Source organism: Gordonia rhizosphera NBRC 16068 (genome assembly GCF_000298195.1).
Classification (GTDB): Bacteria; Actinomycetota; Actinomycetes; order Mycobacteriales; family Mycobacteriaceae; genus Gordonia; species Gordonia rhizosphera.
Genome location: NZ_BAHC01000197.1, coordinates 1 through 14,760 on the forward strand (window position 1 = coordinate 1; position 14,760 = coordinate 14,760).

Sequence of the window (14,760 nt, forward strand, 5' to 3'; positions counted from 1 at the left end):
CCGGGAACGCCTCACCCGCGAATCCGACCTGCGGAGAGGCGCCGCATGACCCGCGTCGGACACCCAGAGGTCGCCGAACCGCCCCGGCCGGGCATGTTCAGCAACGCCCGCGTCGTCGGCGACCAGTTCTTCCTGTCCGGTATGCACGCCGGCAGTCCGGACGGACCGGTCGGCGGTGACGACACCCACGCGCAGGCCATCGAGGCGTTCCGTCGGATGCAGGCCCTCACCGAGGCGTGCGGCGCAGGCGTCGACGACATCGTCGTCGTGCGTATCTATCTCACCGACATCGCCGACAAGGCGGCCGTCGGACGTGCCCGGAGCACCGTCTTCTCCGGAGACTTCCCGTGCTCGACCCTCGTCGAGGTGTCCGCACTGGTGGAACCCGGCCTCACCGTCGAGGTCGAAGCCCAGGGATTCATCCCGATCCCCGCACTAGAATCAATCAAACCGGCGTCAACCACGCCGACTACCCCGAGGACGCCATCATGAGCGGACCGACACAGAGTTCCACACCCACAAGCAACCCCGTCATCACCCGGCCGAACTGGTCGGTACTGATCCTCGCCTTCGTCGCGGTGGTCCTCGACGGCTACGACACCATCGCGCTCGGCCTGTCCGTCCCGGCCCTGGCCAAGGACTGGGACGTCCCCGCCTCCCATTTCACCCCCGCATTGTCGCTGACCAGCCTTGGCGTCGCACTCGGCTACATCGCGGTCGGACGACTGACGGCCCGCTTCGGCTGTCGCCGGGTGGTGCTGGTCGCCGTCGGCGTGTTCACCGTCGGCTCCCTGCTCACCGCCTGGTCGGGCGGCATCCTGGAACTCAGCGCTCTGCGACTGCTGACCGGTTTCGGACTCGGAGCGGTCATGCCGGCCGCGGTCGCGCAGGCCACCGCACTCAACCCGACCCGCTACCGCCAGTCCATCGCGGTGTTCGTGACCATGGGTATCTCGCTGGGTGCACTCATCGCCGGACTCCTCGGCACCCGGCTGATCGGCTCGTTCGGCTGGCCGTCGGTCTTCGTGTTCGGCGCGATCGCGTCGGCGGTCCTGCTTCCGTTCCTGTGGCTCTGGCTGCCCGACGAACGCGCCATCGCCGGCACGGCGACGTCGTCGGCCAAGCATCACGCCTCGGTGGCTCGGCTGTTCGATCCCGAGGTCCGGGTCCGCACGATACTGCTGTGGGTCTTCTCGTTCCTGGTTTTCTCCGTCTTCTACATCTTCTCGTCGTGGCTGCCGACCCTGCTGACCAGCTACGGCTTCACCACCAAACTGGCACCGCTGGGTTCGGCCGCCCTCGGCGTCGGCAGCATCATCGGCGCCGGTGTGCTGATGGTCGGCGCAATGCGGTTCCGGATGACGTCGGTGCTGGCGGGCACCACCGCGGTCGCGATCGTGTTCCTCGTGATCTCGGCGTTCCTCGGCGCGGACAAGGCGCTGCTGCTGCTCGTCTTCGGTGGCGTGGGCCTCGGGTTGCAGGCCGGCATGATCGGGCAGGCCGCGGTGTCGGTGTCGCTGTACCCCCAGGCGACCGCGGCGACCGGCGTGGGCTGGGCGTCCTCGATGGGCCGCATCGGTTCGGTCGTCGGACCGATCGTCGGCGGTGCACTCATCGGACTCGGATTCGCCACCAGCGCCATCGTGCTCATCGCCTGCGTACCGGTCGGCATCGCACTCGTCGTGATCCTTGCACTCGGGCGGACACGGTCGCAAAGTGCTCCCTCGGAGGTCCCTGAAGCTGTTCCGGCTCCCGAACTGAGCACTCATCCGCACTGACGGGCCCCGGCCAAGCGCCCCACACGAGCGCCCTCCAGCTGCACCATCGACGTGACCTCGACCGTGCAGCCCGGTGGGCGCTTGAGTGGGGCGTCTTTGGTGGCTATCCGAACAGCACGCCGGGGTTGAGCAGGCCCTGTGGGTCCAAAGTGGTCTTGATCGCGCGCATCGTCGTCCGGTCGACCTCGCTGCGGCCGAGGTGGGTCCACGCCGTCTTCGCCCGACCGATGCCGTGTTCGGCACTGATGCTGCCGCCGTTGACCGCGACGACGGCGAACACACGCGCGGTGATCTCCTCGGTGCGCTCAGGCGGGACGTCGAGCAGGTTGACGTGGATGTTGCCGTCGCCGACGTGCCCGAACAGGATGGCGCGGCACGGATGACCGACGAGTCCCTCGATGGCGGACAGCTCACCGAACGCCTCGGGCAGAGCACGCAGCGGGAAGGACACGTCGAGCTTGACCACCGGTGTGGTCGTCGACCGGGAGATGGCTTCGGTGTGGTTCTCACGGGCCGCCCACAGTGCCCGCGCCGGGCCGGGTTCGAGCACCGCGTCGACAATGCCATCGGCGCGTTCGAGCACATCGATCATCTCGGACTCCACCTCCCCCACCCCGGACACCTCGATCAGGGCGTAGAACGGCGCGGACGTCGAGACCGGCCGGCGCTGTCCGTGCTCGTGCACGAGGTCGACCCCGGCCTGCGTCATGATCTCGGCCGCCTCGATCGTCAGGCCGGCGGACCGCAGCAGCCCGATGAGGTCGAGCGCGGTCTCGACGTGGTCGATCGCGACGACGGTGACCGTGGTGGCAGGCGGTGGCGACGCCAGGGCAAAGAGGACCCGGGTGATCACCGCGAGCGTGCCCTCGCTACCCGCGAGCAGGCCGGGCACGTCGTAGCCGACGTTGTCCTTGACCAGCGACGACCACCGCCGCAGGAGCCGGCCGTCGGCGAGCACCGCCTCGATACCGAGCACCTGGGCGCGGGTGTTGCCGTGCCGGATCATGCGGGTGCCGCCGGCGTTGGTGGCCACGACTCCGCCTGCGGTCGCCGATTCGCGGGAGGCGAGGTCGATCGGGAACATCAACCCGGACCTGGCGGCGTGGGTGTCGATCGCGTCGATGGTCGCGCCCGCCTGGACCCCGACGCAGCGTCCGACCGTGTCGATGTCGTCGATGTCGGTCATCCGTGTGGTGCTGAGCAGGACCGCCGGCCGCCCGGTTGCCGCCGCGGACGGCGGTACCGACCCGCCGACGAGCCCGGTGTTGCCGCCCTGGACGCACACGTCGACGTCCCCGGAGCTGCAGATACGCATCACCGCGGCGACCTCGTCGGTGGTGCGCGGACGGATCACCGCCTCGGCGTGTCCGGTCCACCGACCGGTCCAGTCGGTCAGAAAGCCGGCCATCGCCTGCGGATCGGTCAGCACATGGGCGTCGCCGACGACCGCGCGGCATTCGTCGAGGAACGGCTGCATTCGGACACCTTCCGTTGCTCAGGCGAGATGATCGCGGCACGAGGGGTCGTACGGGATCGAGTCGCCGGTCATCGGATCGCCTCCGCGATCGGTGTCCCACCGTCGTCGAACTCGATGGTGCGATGGATTGTCGACGGCTCTGCGAGGACCGCGGCCACCACCGCGGCCACGTTGTCGCGGCTCACCTCGCTGCCCGGGGTCCGCGCACCGCCCACCGCGATGGTGCCGCTGCCCGGTTCGTCGGTGAGTTTACTGGGGCCCACGATGGTCCAGTCCAGCGACGTCTGCCGCAGCCGGGTATCGGCCGCGGCCTTCGCCTCGGCGTAGGGATAGAACGAATTGCCCTCGGGCACACCGTGGCCGGGGCCGGCCCCGAAATACGAGACCATGATGTAGCGGCGCACCCCGGCGGCGTCGGCCGCAGCCATCGAGCGGATCGCGGCGTCGCGGTCCACGGCGTAGGTGCGGGCCGGGTCGCCTCCGCCGGCGCCGGCCGACCAGACCAGGACGTCGGCCCCGGCGATCGCCTTCGCCAGCCCGGCCTCGTCGAGGTGTTCGACATCCGCGACCAACGGTTGCGCACCCGTTGCGCGGACGTCGTCGGACTGTGCCGGATCACGGATGATCGACGTCACCGCGTCACCCCGGTCGGAGAGGATCTTCGCCAGCCGCAGCGCGATCTTCCCGTGTCCACCGACGATGGCCACCTGGGTCATGGAAGTTTCTCCTTCTCATCGAGGGTCTTCGGCCAGGCTATGCGAGATCACCGAACCGGTGGGCGTGAGTCATACCAGCGGCCGCACCGGATGGGTCTCCGAGAGATTTTCCGCACAGCGCACGGAACGCACTGTGAGGTTCTGACCTGCGCTGTTGTCGTTTCCGGTAAACCTCACCGCCACCTTTCGGTGATGTGCGCTGCCCTTGATGATCGCGTAACTGAAGGGTGAACGGTGCGTTACTGGACGCCCGTACCTTTTCCTCAGTTCGTCATGGGCAGTGTCGCCCACCACATCATCAAGCCACACCGAGCCCAGAAGGCACCCGAATGACATCGACCCTCGAGACCAGCACTCGTACACCCGCGCAGGTCACCCTCGACCAGCGCGGCCACTGGATCCACCACTGGCAGCCCGACGACCCGACGTTCTGGAACTCGGTCGGCAAGAAGGTCGCCCTCAAGAACCTCTGCTTCTCCATCTTCGCCGAGCACATCGGTTTCTCGGTGTGGCTCTTGTGGAGCATCGTGGTGGTACAGATGACCGCCAACGCCGACGGCACTGCCGCCGCATCGGGGTTCGCCCTGTCCACCACGCAGGCCCTGTGGCTGGTCGCGGTTCCGAGCGGCGTGGGCGCATTCCTGCGTCTGCCATACACTTTCGCGGTCCCGGTCTTCGGCGGGCGCAACTGGACGGTCATCTCGGCACTGCTGCTGCTGGTGCCGTGCCTCGGGCTCGCCTGGGCGGTGTCCAACCCGGACATCCCGTTCGGATTGCTCCTGTTGGTCGCCGCGACGGCGGGCTTCGGCGGCGGCAACTTCGCCTCGTCGATGGCCAACATCTCCTTCTTCTACCCGGAGAAGGAGAAGGGCTGGGCTCTGGGCCTCAACGCCGCCGGCGGCAACATCGGTGTCGCGGTGGCCCAGAAGATCATCCCGTACGTCGTCGCGATCGGCGCCGGGGTGACGCTGTCCTACGCTGGTCTGTTCTACGTCCCGCTCGCGGTGGCCGCGGCGGTCATGGCGTTCCTGTTCATGAACAACCTGTCGGAGGCCAAGGCCGACGTGAAGCCCGTCTGGGAATCACTGCGGCACAAGGACACCTGGATCATGTCGCTGCTCTACATCGGCACCTTCGGCTCGTTCATCGGCTACTCCGCCGCGTTCCCGAGCCTGCTCAAGGCCGTATTCGATCGCGGTGATATCGCCCTGACCTGGGCGTTCCTGGGTGCCGGCATCGGGTCGATCGCCCGGCCGCTCGGTGGCAAACTCTCCGACGTGATCGGCGGCGCCCGTATCACCGCGGTCAGCTTCGTCATGTTGGCTGCGGGTGCGGCCACCGCGCTCTGGTCGGTGAAGGCGGTGAACCTGCCGGTCTTTTTCATGGCGTTCATGTTCTTGTTCGTCGCCACCGGCATCGGCAACGGTTCGACCTACCGGATGATCTCCAAGATCTTCCGCGTCAAGGGTGAGGATGCCGGCGGCACCCCGGAGATCATGACCAACATGCGGCGGCAGGCCGCGGGTGCCCTGGGAATCATCTCCTCGGTCGGCGCCTTCGGTGGGTTCATCGTGCCGCTGGCCTACGCCTGGTCGAAGAGCAACTTCGGCAATATCGAACCGGCCCTGTGGTTCTACGTATTCTTCTTCCTCGGCCTGCTCGTGGTCACCTGGGCGTTCTACATCCGTCCCGGCACCCGGATGGCCCAGGCAGGCGTCTGACACATCCGGGAAGACGTTCGTCATAACCACACTGCGCCCCGCCACATCACGTGGCGGGGCGCAGTCTCGCGTGGGCGTCCTTTCGGGTTCAGGCGGTCACACGCGCGAACCTCGACCACGGACGAGGCCGACGACCCAGATCAGCAGGCACGCACCGGCCAAGCAGGTGACGAAGCTGAAGATCAGTCCGCCGCCCTCGACGTCGACACCGAACAGAGCGAGGATGAATCCGCCGACCAGACCGCCGACAATGCCGACGACGATGTTCATCAGGATGCCCATCTGGGCGTTGGTCTTCATGATCATGCTGGCCACCCATCCGGCGAGGCCGCCGATGATGATCCAGCCGATGATTCCTAGTCCGAGCATGGCTCCCTCCGATTCCGGGGCTTCGGCACACACCGACGCGTGAGTGACCGCCCCATCGCGGACGGTACGCCGCGACACCGACAGCGCCGAGTTCCCGACGGAATTCGTGTCGAAGACGAGACCGCGAGACCGCCATCGACGGACTTTACGATTCGATTACTTAGCATTAAGCAACTAATCTGGTTGCATCAGTCAACCAAATGGTGGTCGACTCCGATCCGAAGGGAGCGCGATGACCAGTCCGTCCACAGCCGAGCGCATCGACAGCGCCACCTCGGTGCCGACGCTCTATCACCTGCTGACCCGCATCAACCGCACCCTGCGGACCCGCGGTGGCAACGGCAACCTCAGCGCGGGCGCCGCCGCAGCGCTCTGGACGATCATCAACCACGCGCCGATCCGGTTGTCCGCCCTCGCCGAGCGTGAATCTGTGTCGGCCCCGACGATGTCGCGTATCGTCGCGTCGCTCGAAGAACAGGGCTACGTGCAACGCACCACCGATCCCGACGACGGCCGCGCCCGACTGCTCGATCCCACCGCCCAGGGCATCGAGATCATCGCCAACACACGCACCAGGCGGGCACGACTGCTCGCCGAGGCGATCGACGGTCTCGACCCCGACGACCGTGCCACCGTCGGGCGTGGCCTGACGATCCTGGCCGACGCCCTCGGAACGACCTGAACCGGTGGGCGCGCCGACCCGTCTCGCCGCGCCGCCCCCGGCATCTCACATCGCCGCATCCCCCACGCAAAGGACTATCCATCCATGGCATCCGCCACAGCCCTCACGGCCGCGCCCGGCACGGCTCCCACCGACCTCGGACCCCACTACAAATGGATCGCTCTGTCCAACACAACGCTGGGCATGCTGATCGCCACGATCAACTCGTCGATCGTGCTGATCGCCCTGCCCGACATCTTCAAGGGCATCGGCCTCAACCCGCTCGAACCCCAGAACACCAGCTATCTGCTGTGGATGATGATGGGCTTCCTCGTCGTCACCGCGGTCCTCGTGGTCAGCTTCGGCCGACTCGGCGACATGTTCGGGCGCGCCCGCATGTACAATATGGGTTTCGCCATCTTCACCGTGTCGTCGATCTTCCTGGCCATCACCTGGTTCGACGGCACCGAGGCCGCGCTGTGGCTGATCTTCTGGCGGGTGATCCAGGGCGTCGGCGGCGCCTTCCTGATGGCCAACAGTTCGGCGATCCTCACCGACGCCTTCCCCGCCAACGAACGCGGCCTGGCGATGGGGATCAACGGTGTCGCCGCCATCTCCGGGTCCTTCCTCGGCCTGCTCATCGGCGGTCTTCTCGCGCCGATCGCGTGGCACTACATCTTCCTCGTGTCAGTGCCCTTCGGGGTGATCGGCACCGTCTGGGCCTATCTCAAACTGCGCGACACCGGTGTCCGCCGCAAGGCGAAGATGGACTGGTGGGGCAATGTGACCTTCGCCGTCGGACTCATCGCGATCCTGGTCGGCATCACCTACGGCATCCAGCCCTATGGCACGTCGAACATGGGTTGGGGTAATCCGTGGGTCATCGGGGCGGTCGTCGGCGGTATCGCGATGCTCGTGCTGTTCACGGTCATCGAGACACGGGTCGACAGTCCGTTGTTCGAGTTGTCGCTGTTCCGGAATCGGTCGTTCGCGTTCGGCAACGCCGCCAACCTGATGGCCTCGATCGGTCGCGGTGGACTGCAGTTCATCCTGATCATCTGGCTGCAGGGCATCTGGTTGCCTCAGCACGGCTACGACTACACACGCACCCCGCTGTGGGCGGCCATCTACATGTTGCCGATGACGGTCGGATTCCTGATCAGCGCACCGGTCTCGGGCGCGCTGTCCGACCGACTGGGCACCAAGATGTTCACGACGACCGGCATGCTCATCACGGCCGGCACCTTCGCGGCGCTCATCGCGATCCCGGTGGACTTCAACTACTGGGCGTTCGCCCTGATCCTGCTGATCAACGGCATCGGGATGGGCCTGTTCGCCTCGCCCAACCGCGCGGAGGTCATGAACAGCCTGCCGGTCACCTCACGCGGATCGGGCGCCGGCATGATGACCACCTTCCAGAACGCGGCCATGGTGTTGTCGATCGGCCTGTTCTTCTCGCTCATGATCGCCGGACTCAGCACCCATCTGCCGACGGCCATGTTCAGTGGGCTGACGGCCAACGGCATGCCGGACGGAACCGCGCAGGGCATTGCTCATCTGCCCACCGTCGCCATCCTGTTCGCGGCCTTCCTCGGTTACAACCCGATCCGGGAGATCGGCGGCCAGGCGTTGAGTGGTCTTCCGCAATCCAGCGTCGATCACCTCACCGGACTCGACTTCTTCCCGCATCTGATCAGCAACGCCTTCTCCGACGGGCTGGCCGCGGCCTTCACCTTCGCCCTGGTCTGCTGCCTGCTCGGCACCGTCTTCTGCCTGTTCACCAGCGGCAAAAAGACGACGGCAGAGGATCTGGACGCGACCACCGCGACCGAGTCCGTGGGTGAGGAACTGGCCGCGGTGGCGGCCTTCGCCTCGGGCGAGGCGCCGTCGGATCTGGTCGAGCCGACTCGGGTCGAATCCGATCGGGCGTCGGAAACCGTGCGGCACTGACCGGCGTCAGCCGCGGTCAGTCGTGGAACTCGTTCTTCGGTAGCCGCGGCCGGGCCCCGGCCGGCCACCTCCGGTCCCGAACCCGCATGGTCCAGCCGGCGGGCGGCACACTGAAGTCCATCCAGCGGCCGTCGCCGAGCCACAACGACCAGCGGTCCTCGTCGGGAAAGTCACCCAGCCGCACGAACAGGGTCTGTGTGCCCGCGCGTGCGGTCACCCAGCCCTGATCGTCGGGGTCGTCGCCGAAGACCACGACGGCCGCGAGTGCGGCCTCGAGGTCCTCGACACGATCCGAACGTCTCACCATGGCAGGGCTCCTCCTGCGGTCGGTCCTCGCACCGGTCAGTCCTCGAAACGGACGCTGCTCACGGCGGCCGCGATCGACGCGCGGAACGACGCCGGTTCGGCTGCCGGAGCGGTTCCGGTGGCATGCAGCAGGTAGGCGACGTTGCCCCGCCGGTAGGCCGCATACCGCAGTGCGCAGAACCAGATCTGATCGTCGCCCAGGTAGGTTCCGGTCTGCATGGAGGAACCCTCGGTCCGGAACCCGGGCTGGGTGCGAGTCGCCTCCTGCTCACGCCAGTCGGGCAGCGAGCGGGTCTCGGTGAAGGCGTGGTCGATCAGCCCGGACACCGCGATCGGGTGATCGACGACGAAGCGGGTGAGCACGACCGCGATCGTCCCGTCGTGACAGTGATCGGCGACGAACAGCCGCAGATACCCCGCTGCGCTCGTCGAACGCCAGCAGCCGGCGTCGAGGTCGATGACGACCTCACCCGGGATGGAGCGTTCGTCGACGACCCGGCTCGCCGAGACAGCCATCCGTCGCAACCGATCGAGGATCGGGATGTCGCGACGGTCGGGCCGCCCGGGATGCCAAGGTCGTACGGAGGTGTCGCACGCCGCGGTGTTCCGACGCCGCAGGGTCGGTTCCGCGAGTAGGGGTTCCCGCCTCGATTCGGCCACGAGGGCGAGGATAGTCAGGGACGCGCGCAACCGCCCCGATCAACGCAGGGCGCGGCGTGTGAGTTCCGCGATATCGGCCGAAAACGCCACCAGCGTAACGAGTTCGACAGCGCAATCCGCGTCTTTGACACCACGGATCTGTTGGTGGACGGCGTCGTCGAGGGGCCATCCGTAGGCTCCCGACGAGATCAGTGGGAACGCGATCGATCCGGCGCCGAGAGCATCGGCCAGGCGCAGGCTGCGGCTGTAGCAGGCCCGCAGCACCGCGGACCGGTCGTCGCGAGTCGAGTAGACCGGGCCGACGGTGTGGATCACCCACCGGGCCGGCAGGTTGCCGGCCGTAGTGGCCACCGCCGCCCCGGGCTCGAGCCCGGACGGCAGTGTGGTCTCCCGCAGGAGTCGACATTCGTCGAGGATCGACGGGCCGCCGGCACGATGGATCGCGCCATCCACACCGCCGCCACCGAGCAGCGACGAGTTCGCCGCGTTCACGATGGCATCGACAGCGACGGTGGTGATGTCTCCGACGACGACGTCGATACCCATGGCGGGCATGCTACGGCGCTAGACCGATCCGTTGGTATGGTTGCGGGACCGCGACGACCGGAACAGCATGTAGCCGCCGTAGATCGCGAGGGCGAACAGGGCGAGCCAGAAGAGCCCCTTGAGCAGTGGGCCGATGATGATCAGTGCGATCAACGCCACTGCGATGACGCCGAGCACCTTCCAGAAGCCGAGTCCGTTTTTGGTGTTGTTCTGTGTTGAGTAGGTCATGACTCCACTGTGCCCCCATTCCTTCGGGAAATCACCAGGCGAAAGGCTAATTCGGGGAAAGATCAGGGGTATCCCTGACGTGCACCGGATGGCGGTGACGTGCGGTTTTCACCCAGCACCACCGGCTCGGTGTAGGAGCACCCCAGTTGCTCGGGCGCCGCGAAACCGCAGCGGTCCCGGAACCACGCCACGCAGATTTCCGCGACGCGCCGGCGCGACCGGCTCATCAGGTAGCCGTGCGTGCAGTCGGAGAACGCGCCGTCGTAGTGCCAGATGTCGCGTGACTCACGAGGCACGCCGTATCCGCCGAGCAGGGGCACCGACATCACCGTCGTGGACAGACGCAGCAAGAAGGTCGACGAGCTGAGCGCCTGGATCTGTGCGCAGTCGACGTCGGGCGCGTCGGCGTCGACCGGGGCGTCGTGCGGCCCGATGTCGAGGACCGCCGCCCGGGGCATGTCGCCCATCGAATCGACCAGCCAACGTTCCATGAACTCCCAGTCCATGCCCATCGACGCGTCCGCGCGGGCGTCGGGTTGCTGCGTCACCGAAACCTCCTGTGTCTCCGACTGCGAAACCAGTTGCGAAAACAGTGAAGCATCGGCCACCGACAATTCCGGCCGACCACCGCGATGCGCCGGATCCGCGGACCGGGCAGGATGGCGACGTGCCGATACCCGAGTTCATCCGCGCCCTCCGCCACCATGTCGGACACGACCCGTTGTGGTTGACGGGGGTCAGTGCGGTGGTCCGCGACCACAGCGGCCACATCCTGCTGACCCGACGTGCGGACACCGGACAGTGGGCGGTGGTGTCCGGGGTGCTCGAACCCGGCGAGGAGCCGGCCCGCGCCGTCGTCCGCGAGATCAGCGAGGAGACCGGCATCGTCGCCGAAGTACTGCGACTGACCAGCGTGGACGTCACCCCGATGATCACCTACCCGAACGGCGACCAGACGCAATACCTCGACGTGTGCTTCGCGGCCCGCCACCTCGACGGTGACCCGCACCCGGCCGACGACGAGAACACCGACGTGGCGTGGTTCGGGGTCGACGAGCTGCCCGAGAACCTCGCCGAGACGTCGCGACTACGGATCGCGAAGGCGCTGCGCGACGATCCGGCCGCGTGGTTCCGACGCTAGTGTCCGGTATGCCGGGGACGCGCGCGATTTCACCAACGTCGGCGATGCCCGTCGGAATAGTGGGCACGCCGGGTCCCTTGAACCAGGCATGGCGTACAGAGTTGTCGCAACGACGTATGGGGATCCCGTCGACGTCCTCGAGGTCGTCGAGGTCACCGTCGATGACCCCGGACCCGGTGAGGTGATCGTCGAGAACCGGGCGATCGGGATGAATCCGGCCGACGTCAAGGCGGTCCGCGGGCTGATGGGCCGCAACGAGGCCAAGTTGCCATTGGCCCTCGGATTCGAGGCCGCGGGGGTGGTGACCGCGGTGGGCGCCGATGTCACCGGTCTCGCCGTCGGCGACGAGGTCGTCGTCTATCCAGCCGCCGGCTGCTACTGCGAGACGATGGCGGTCAAGGCATCGGCCGTCCACCGCAAACCCGCGTCCCTCGACTTTCCGCACGCCGCCGGCCTGCTCCTGGCCGGGGTGACCGCGGCCGACGCCGTCGCCACCGCCGAGGTGACCGACGCCGACACCGTGCTCGTCCACGGCGGCTCCGGGGCCGTCGGTACCATCGCGATCCAGCTCGCCCGCACGGTCGGCGCCACGGTGATCGCCACCGCGAGCCCCGCCAACCACGAACACCTGCGCTCGATGGGCGCGGTCCCGGTCGCCTACGGCGAGGGACTCCTCGACAGAGTGCGCGCCGCGGCAAGCGCACCGGTGACGAAGGTGATCGACACGGTCGGCAACGACGAGGCGATCGACACCTCCCTGGCGCTGGTCGACGATCCGGCCTCGATCGTGAGCATCGCGGCGTTCACGCGGACCGCGGACGGCATCGTCGTCATCGACGGCAGCTCACCGAGCAGCAGACGGCACCGCGCCGAGGCGATCGACCGTCTGCTCGCCGACGCGGGGTCGGGAGCGCTGGTGATCGAGGTCGCCAAGACCTTCGCGCTGCGCGACGCGCCGGCGGCGATGAACGAGCTACTCTCCGCGCATCCGCGCGGCAAGTTCGTCCTGCTTCCCTGACAGCACGGACCCACCCACCACCGCACTCTCCACATCCAAGATGAAAGGTGATCAGTTGTCCATTCCCACAATCACTCTCAACAATGGTGTGACCATCCCACAGCTCGGTTTCGGCGTCTTCAAGATCGAGCCCGACAAGACGAAGGCCGCGACGCTGACCGCGCTCGAGGTCGGCTACCGCCACATCGACACCGCCGAGATGTACGGCAACGAGAAGGGGGTCGGCGAGGCGGTCCGCGAGTCGGGCATCCCGCGCGACGAGGTGTTCATCACCAGTAAACTCAACAACGGTTTCCACGCCTACGACGACGCGCTGCGCGCCACCGACCAGACGCTGGCCGACCTGGGCGTCGACGCGGTCGACCTGTTCCTGATCCACTGGCCCATGCCCGCGGTCGGCGACTTCGTGGAGACCTGGCGCGCCATGGAGAAGATCTACGCCGACAGCAAGGCCCGGGCGATCGGCGTCTCGAACTTCCAGCAGACCCATCTCGAACGGCTCTTCGCCGAAACCGAGACGGTGCCGGCGGTCAATCAGATCGAGGTGCACCCCTACCTCACGCAGAACGTGTTGCGCGCCTTCGATTCCGAGCACGACATCGCGACCGAGGCGTGGTCGCCGATCGCCAAGGGCGAGGTGCTCGACAACCCGGTGATCACCAAGATCGCCACCGAGAAGGGCCGCACCGCCGCCCAGGTCACGCTGCGTTGGCACATCCAGCGCGGCGACATCGTGTTCCCCAAGTCGGTGACCCGCTCGCGGGTCGAGGAGAACTTCGACATCTTCGACTTCGAGTTGTCGGTCGAGGACGTCGCCGCCATCGATGGCCTGAACAGGAACTACCGCACCGGCCCGGATCCCGACGAGTTCAACTTCATTCCGGGCCGCTGAGCGGCTACGCCACAATGATCCCATGAGGATCTCCGCGCGCGCCGAAGCCGTCACGCCCTTCTATGCGATGGAATTCGGCAAGCGTGCCGCGGAACTCGAGGCCGGCGGCGCCGATGTGGTCAAACTCAGCATCGGCGAGCCGGACTTCGGCGCGCCGCCGGCCTTCCTCGCCGCGGTGCGCGAACTGACCGACGGGCGTCCGCTGACCTACACCGGCGCGCTGGGCCTGCCCGAGCTGAGGGTGGCGATCGCCGGGTTCTGCGCACACCGTTTCGGCGCCGAGGTCGACCCCGAGCGGGTGGTGGTGACCTCGGGTGCGTCGGCGGCGCTGCTGCTCAGCTGCGCCGGGCTGATCGATCCCGGCGACGAGGTCCTCGTCGCCGATCCGTCCTACCCGTGCAACCGCCGGTTCGCGGAAAGCTTCGGCGCGCACGTGCGGTTGGTACCGACCACACCGGCGACCCGCTTCCAGCTGACCACCGAGCTCGTCGCCGACGCGTGGGGTGCGCATACCCGCGGGGTGATGATCGCGTCACCGTCGAATCCCACCGGCACGTCGGTCCCGTACGACGAACTCGTCCGGATGTGTCGTGCGGTGGAAGAGCGCGGCGGATGGCGCATCGTCGACGAGATCTACCTCGGCCTCGCCGACGACGACACCGACGGCACGCCGCCCCGCAGCATCCTGGCCGACGATCCGGGCGCGATCGTCATCAACAGCTTCTCCAAGTACTTCGGCATGACCGGGTGGCGGTTGGGCTGGTGTGTGGTCCCCGAGGACTTCGTACCCGTCCTCGAACGGCTCGCCCAGAACTACTACATCTGCCCGCCGACTCCGGCGCAGTATGCGGCCCTGGAGTGCTTCACACCCGAGTCTCTGGCGCTGACCGAGGCGCGGCGCGAGGAGTTCCGCATTCGTCGCGAACTCGTCGTCGAGGGGCTGGCCCGGATCGGCCTGGATGTCCCGGTGGTTCCCGACGGCGCGTTCTACGTCTACATCGACGTCGCGAGCACCGGCCTCACGTCGGCCGAGTTCTGCGACCGCGCGCTCAGCGAAGCGCACGTATCCCTTACGCCGGGAAAGGATTTCGGCCATCACACCGCCGACGACCACATCCGGTTGTCCTATGCGGCGTCCGCCGACGAGCTCAGCGAGGGCCTGCGGCGTCTCGGGGAGTTCGTGTCGTCGCTGGGTGGGTGACCGACCGCACCTGTCCGCTATGCCAGTTCCGCAGCCGACCCGGCGTCCCTAGACTTCCATAGACTGCACTCGGCGGCCCTTCGTCTTCCCCGGGGG

At 67.4% G+C, this 14,760-nt stretch carries 17 protein-coding genes; 9 read left to right on the forward strand and 8 right to left on the reverse strand.

What is annotated here, in order from left to right:
- Window positions 1-45 precede the first annotated feature (45 nt).
- Complete coding sequence (locus GORHZ_RS23595) at window positions 46-492, forward strand: RidA family protein (protein WP_006337565.1); 447 nt, start codon at window positions 46-48, stop codon at window positions 490-492.
- Window positions 489-1,778, forward strand: coding sequence for an MFS transporter (locus GORHZ_RS23600; protein ID WP_006337566.1), 1,290 nt, complete (start codon window positions 489-491; stop codon window positions 1,776-1,778). The genes GORHZ_RS23595 and GORHZ_RS23600 overlap by 4 nt, the downstream gene beginning before the upstream one ends.
- 103 nt (window positions 1,779-1,881) lie before the next feature.
- Here the strand turns inward: GORHZ_RS23600 and GORHZ_RS23605 are convergent, their stop codons facing one another.
- Both GORHZ_RS23605 and GORHZ_RS23610 read right to left on the reverse strand, forming a co-directional pair.
- On the reverse strand, window positions 1,882-3,255 hold the full coding sequence (locus tag GORHZ_RS23605) for an FAD-binding oxidoreductase (protein WP_006337567.1): 1,374 nt from the start codon (window positions 3,253-3,255) through the stop codon (window positions 1,882-1,884).
- Between the two features lie 68 nt (window positions 3,256-3,323).
- Entirely contained in the window at window positions 3,324-3,971 is a 648-nt protein-coding gene (locus tag GORHZ_RS23610) for an SDR family oxidoreductase (RefSeq protein ID WP_006337568.1), read from the reverse strand.
- 329 nt (window positions 3,972-4,300) lie between these two features.
- On the opposite strand from GORHZ_RS23610, the gene GORHZ_RS23615 reads away from it, so the two are divergent.
- The gene (locus tag GORHZ_RS23615) at window positions 4,301-5,692 is read left to right on the forward strand and encodes a NarK family nitrate/nitrite MFS transporter (protein ID WP_006337569.1); all 1,392 of its coding nucleotides are present in this window, start codon (window positions 4,301-4,303) and stop codon (window positions 5,690-5,692) included.
- A 96-nt stretch (window positions 5,693-5,788) separates the two neighbouring features.
- Here the strand turns inward: GORHZ_RS23615 and GORHZ_RS23620 are convergent, their stop codons facing one another.
- Complete coding sequence (locus GORHZ_RS23620; protein ID WP_006337570.1) at window positions 5,789-6,061, reverse strand: GlsB/YeaQ/YmgE family stress response membrane protein; 273 nt, start codon at window positions 6,059-6,061, stop codon at window positions 5,789-5,791.
- A gap of 232 nt (window positions 6,062-6,293) precedes the next feature.
- Here GORHZ_RS23620 and GORHZ_RS23625 point away from each other — a divergent pair, with 232 nt between their 5' ends.
- Window positions 6,294-6,743, forward strand: a complete 450-nt coding sequence (locus GORHZ_RS23625) for a MarR family winged helix-turn-helix transcriptional regulator (RefSeq protein WP_006337571.1) — start codon at window positions 6,294-6,296, stop codon at window positions 6,741-6,743.
- Window positions 6,744-6,827: 84 nt separating this feature from the next.
- Complete coding sequence (locus GORHZ_RS23630) at window positions 6,828-8,672, forward strand: MFS transporter (protein WP_006337572.1); 1,845 nt, start codon at window positions 6,828-6,830, stop codon at window positions 8,670-8,672.
- A gap of 16 nt (window positions 8,673-8,688) precedes the next feature.
- On the opposite strand, the gene GORHZ_RS23635 is transcribed toward GORHZ_RS23630, so the two are convergent.
- The 5 genes from GORHZ_RS23635 to GORHZ_RS23655 all read right to left on the reverse strand — a co-directional run bounded on the left by GORHZ_RS23635 (window position 8,689) and on the right by GORHZ_RS23655 (window position 10,960).
- Window positions 8,689-8,979, reverse strand: a complete 291-nt coding sequence (locus GORHZ_RS23635; RefSeq protein ID WP_006337573.1) for a hypothetical protein — start codon at window positions 8,977-8,979, stop codon at window positions 8,689-8,691.
- Window positions 8,980-9,014: 35 nt separating this feature from the next.
- Complete coding sequence (locus tag GORHZ_RS23640) at window positions 9,015-9,638, reverse strand: hypothetical protein (RefSeq protein ID WP_157205341.1); 624 nt, start codon at window positions 9,636-9,638, stop codon at window positions 9,015-9,017.
- Between the two features lie 39 nt (window positions 9,639-9,677).
- The gene (locus GORHZ_RS23645) at window positions 9,678-10,193 is read right to left on the reverse strand and encodes an O-acetyl-ADP-ribose deacetylase (protein ID WP_006337575.1); all 516 of its coding nucleotides are present in this window, start codon (window positions 10,191-10,193) and stop codon (window positions 9,678-9,680) included.
- Window positions 10,194-10,202: 9 nt separating this feature from the next.
- Window positions 10,203-10,412, reverse strand: a complete 210-nt coding sequence (locus tag GORHZ_RS23650; RefSeq protein WP_006337576.1) for a hypothetical protein — start codon at window positions 10,410-10,412, stop codon at window positions 10,203-10,205.
- A 62-nt stretch (window positions 10,413-10,474) separates the two neighbouring features.
- The gene (locus tag GORHZ_RS23655; RefSeq protein WP_157205342.1) at window positions 10,475-10,960 is read right to left on the reverse strand and encodes a hypothetical protein; all 486 of its coding nucleotides are present in this window, start codon (window positions 10,958-10,960) and stop codon (window positions 10,475-10,477) included.
- Window positions 10,961-11,079: 119 nt separating this feature from the next.
- Here GORHZ_RS23655 and GORHZ_RS23660 point away from each other — a divergent pair, with 119 nt between their 5' ends.
- From GORHZ_RS23660 to GORHZ_RS23675, 4 genes are all read left to right on the forward strand, one after another.
- A complete protein-coding gene (locus GORHZ_RS23660) occupies window positions 11,080-11,553 on the forward strand; it encodes an NUDIX hydrolase (protein ID WP_006337578.1) in 474 nt (157 codons plus the stop codon).
- A gap of 88 nt (window positions 11,554-11,641) precedes the next feature.
- Window positions 11,642-12,571: a quinone oxidoreductase family protein gene (locus GORHZ_RS23665; protein WP_006337579.1), complete on the forward strand. Its 930-nt coding sequence runs from the start codon at window positions 11,642-11,644 to the stop codon at window positions 12,569-12,571.
- A gap of 55 nt (window positions 12,572-12,626) precedes the next feature.
- Window positions 12,627-13,463 carry an aldo/keto reductase gene (locus GORHZ_RS23670; protein WP_006337580.1) on the forward strand — a complete coding sequence of 279 codons (837 nt, stop codon included), beginning with the start codon at window positions 12,627-12,629 and terminating at the stop codon, window positions 13,461-13,463.
- A 22-nt stretch (window positions 13,464-13,485) separates the two neighbouring features.
- Window positions 13,486-14,664, forward strand: coding sequence for a pyridoxal phosphate-dependent aminotransferase (locus GORHZ_RS23675; protein ID WP_006337581.1), 1,179 nt, complete (start codon window positions 13,486-13,488; stop codon window positions 14,662-14,664).
- The last annotated feature ends 96 nt before the right edge of the window (window positions 14,665-14,760 follow it).

Bases quoted from the DNA above. Each gene is read 5' to 3' on its own strand.
- GORHZ_RS23605 (WP_006337567.1), bottom strand. From the start codon at position 3,255: ATGCAGCCGTTCCTCGACGAATGCCGCGCGGTCGTCGGCGACGCCCAT.
- GORHZ_RS23665 (WP_006337579.1), top strand. From the start codon at position 11,642: ATGGCGTACAGAGTTGTCGCAACGACGTATGGGGATCCCGTCGACGTC.
- GORHZ_RS23630 (WP_006337572.1), top strand. From the start codon at position 6,828: ATGGCATCCGCCACAGCCCTCACGGCCGCGCCCGGCACGGCTCCCACC.
- GORHZ_RS23595 (WP_006337565.1), top strand. From the start codon at position 46: ATGACCCGCGTCGGACACCCAGAGGTCGCCGAACCGCCCCGGCCGGGC.
- GORHZ_RS23645 (WP_006337575.1), bottom strand. From the start codon at position 10,193: ATGCCCGCCATGGGTATCGACGTCGTCGTCGGAGACATCACCACCGTC.
- GORHZ_RS23600 (WP_006337566.1), top strand. From the start codon at position 489: ATGAGCGGACCGACACAGAGTTCCACACCCACAAGCAACCCCGTCATC.
- GORHZ_RS23615 (WP_006337569.1), top strand. From the start codon at position 4,301: ATGACATCGACCCTCGAGACCAGCACTCGTACACCCGCGCAGGTCACC.
- GORHZ_RS23635 (WP_006337573.1), bottom strand. From the start codon at position 8,979: ATGGTGAGACGTTCGGATCGTGTCGAGGACCTCGAGGCCGCACTCGCG.
- GORHZ_RS23650 (WP_006337576.1), bottom strand. From the start codon at position 10,412: ATGACCTACTCAACACAGAACAACACCAAAAACGGACTCGGCTTCTGG.
- GORHZ_RS23675 (WP_006337581.1), top strand. From the start codon at position 13,486: ATGAGGATCTCCGCGCGCGCCGAAGCCGTCACGCCCTTCTATGCGATG.
- GORHZ_RS23620 (WP_006337570.1), bottom strand. From the start codon at position 6,061: ATGCTCGGACTAGGAATCATCGGCTGGATCATCATCGGCGGCCTCGCC.
- GORHZ_RS23625 (WP_006337571.1), top strand. From the start codon at position 6,294: ATGACCAGTCCGTCCACAGCCGAGCGCATCGACAGCGCCACCTCGGTG.
- GORHZ_RS23610 (WP_006337568.1), bottom strand. From the start codon at position 3,971: ATGACCCAGGTGGCCATCGTCGGTGGACACGGGAAGATCGCGCTGCGG.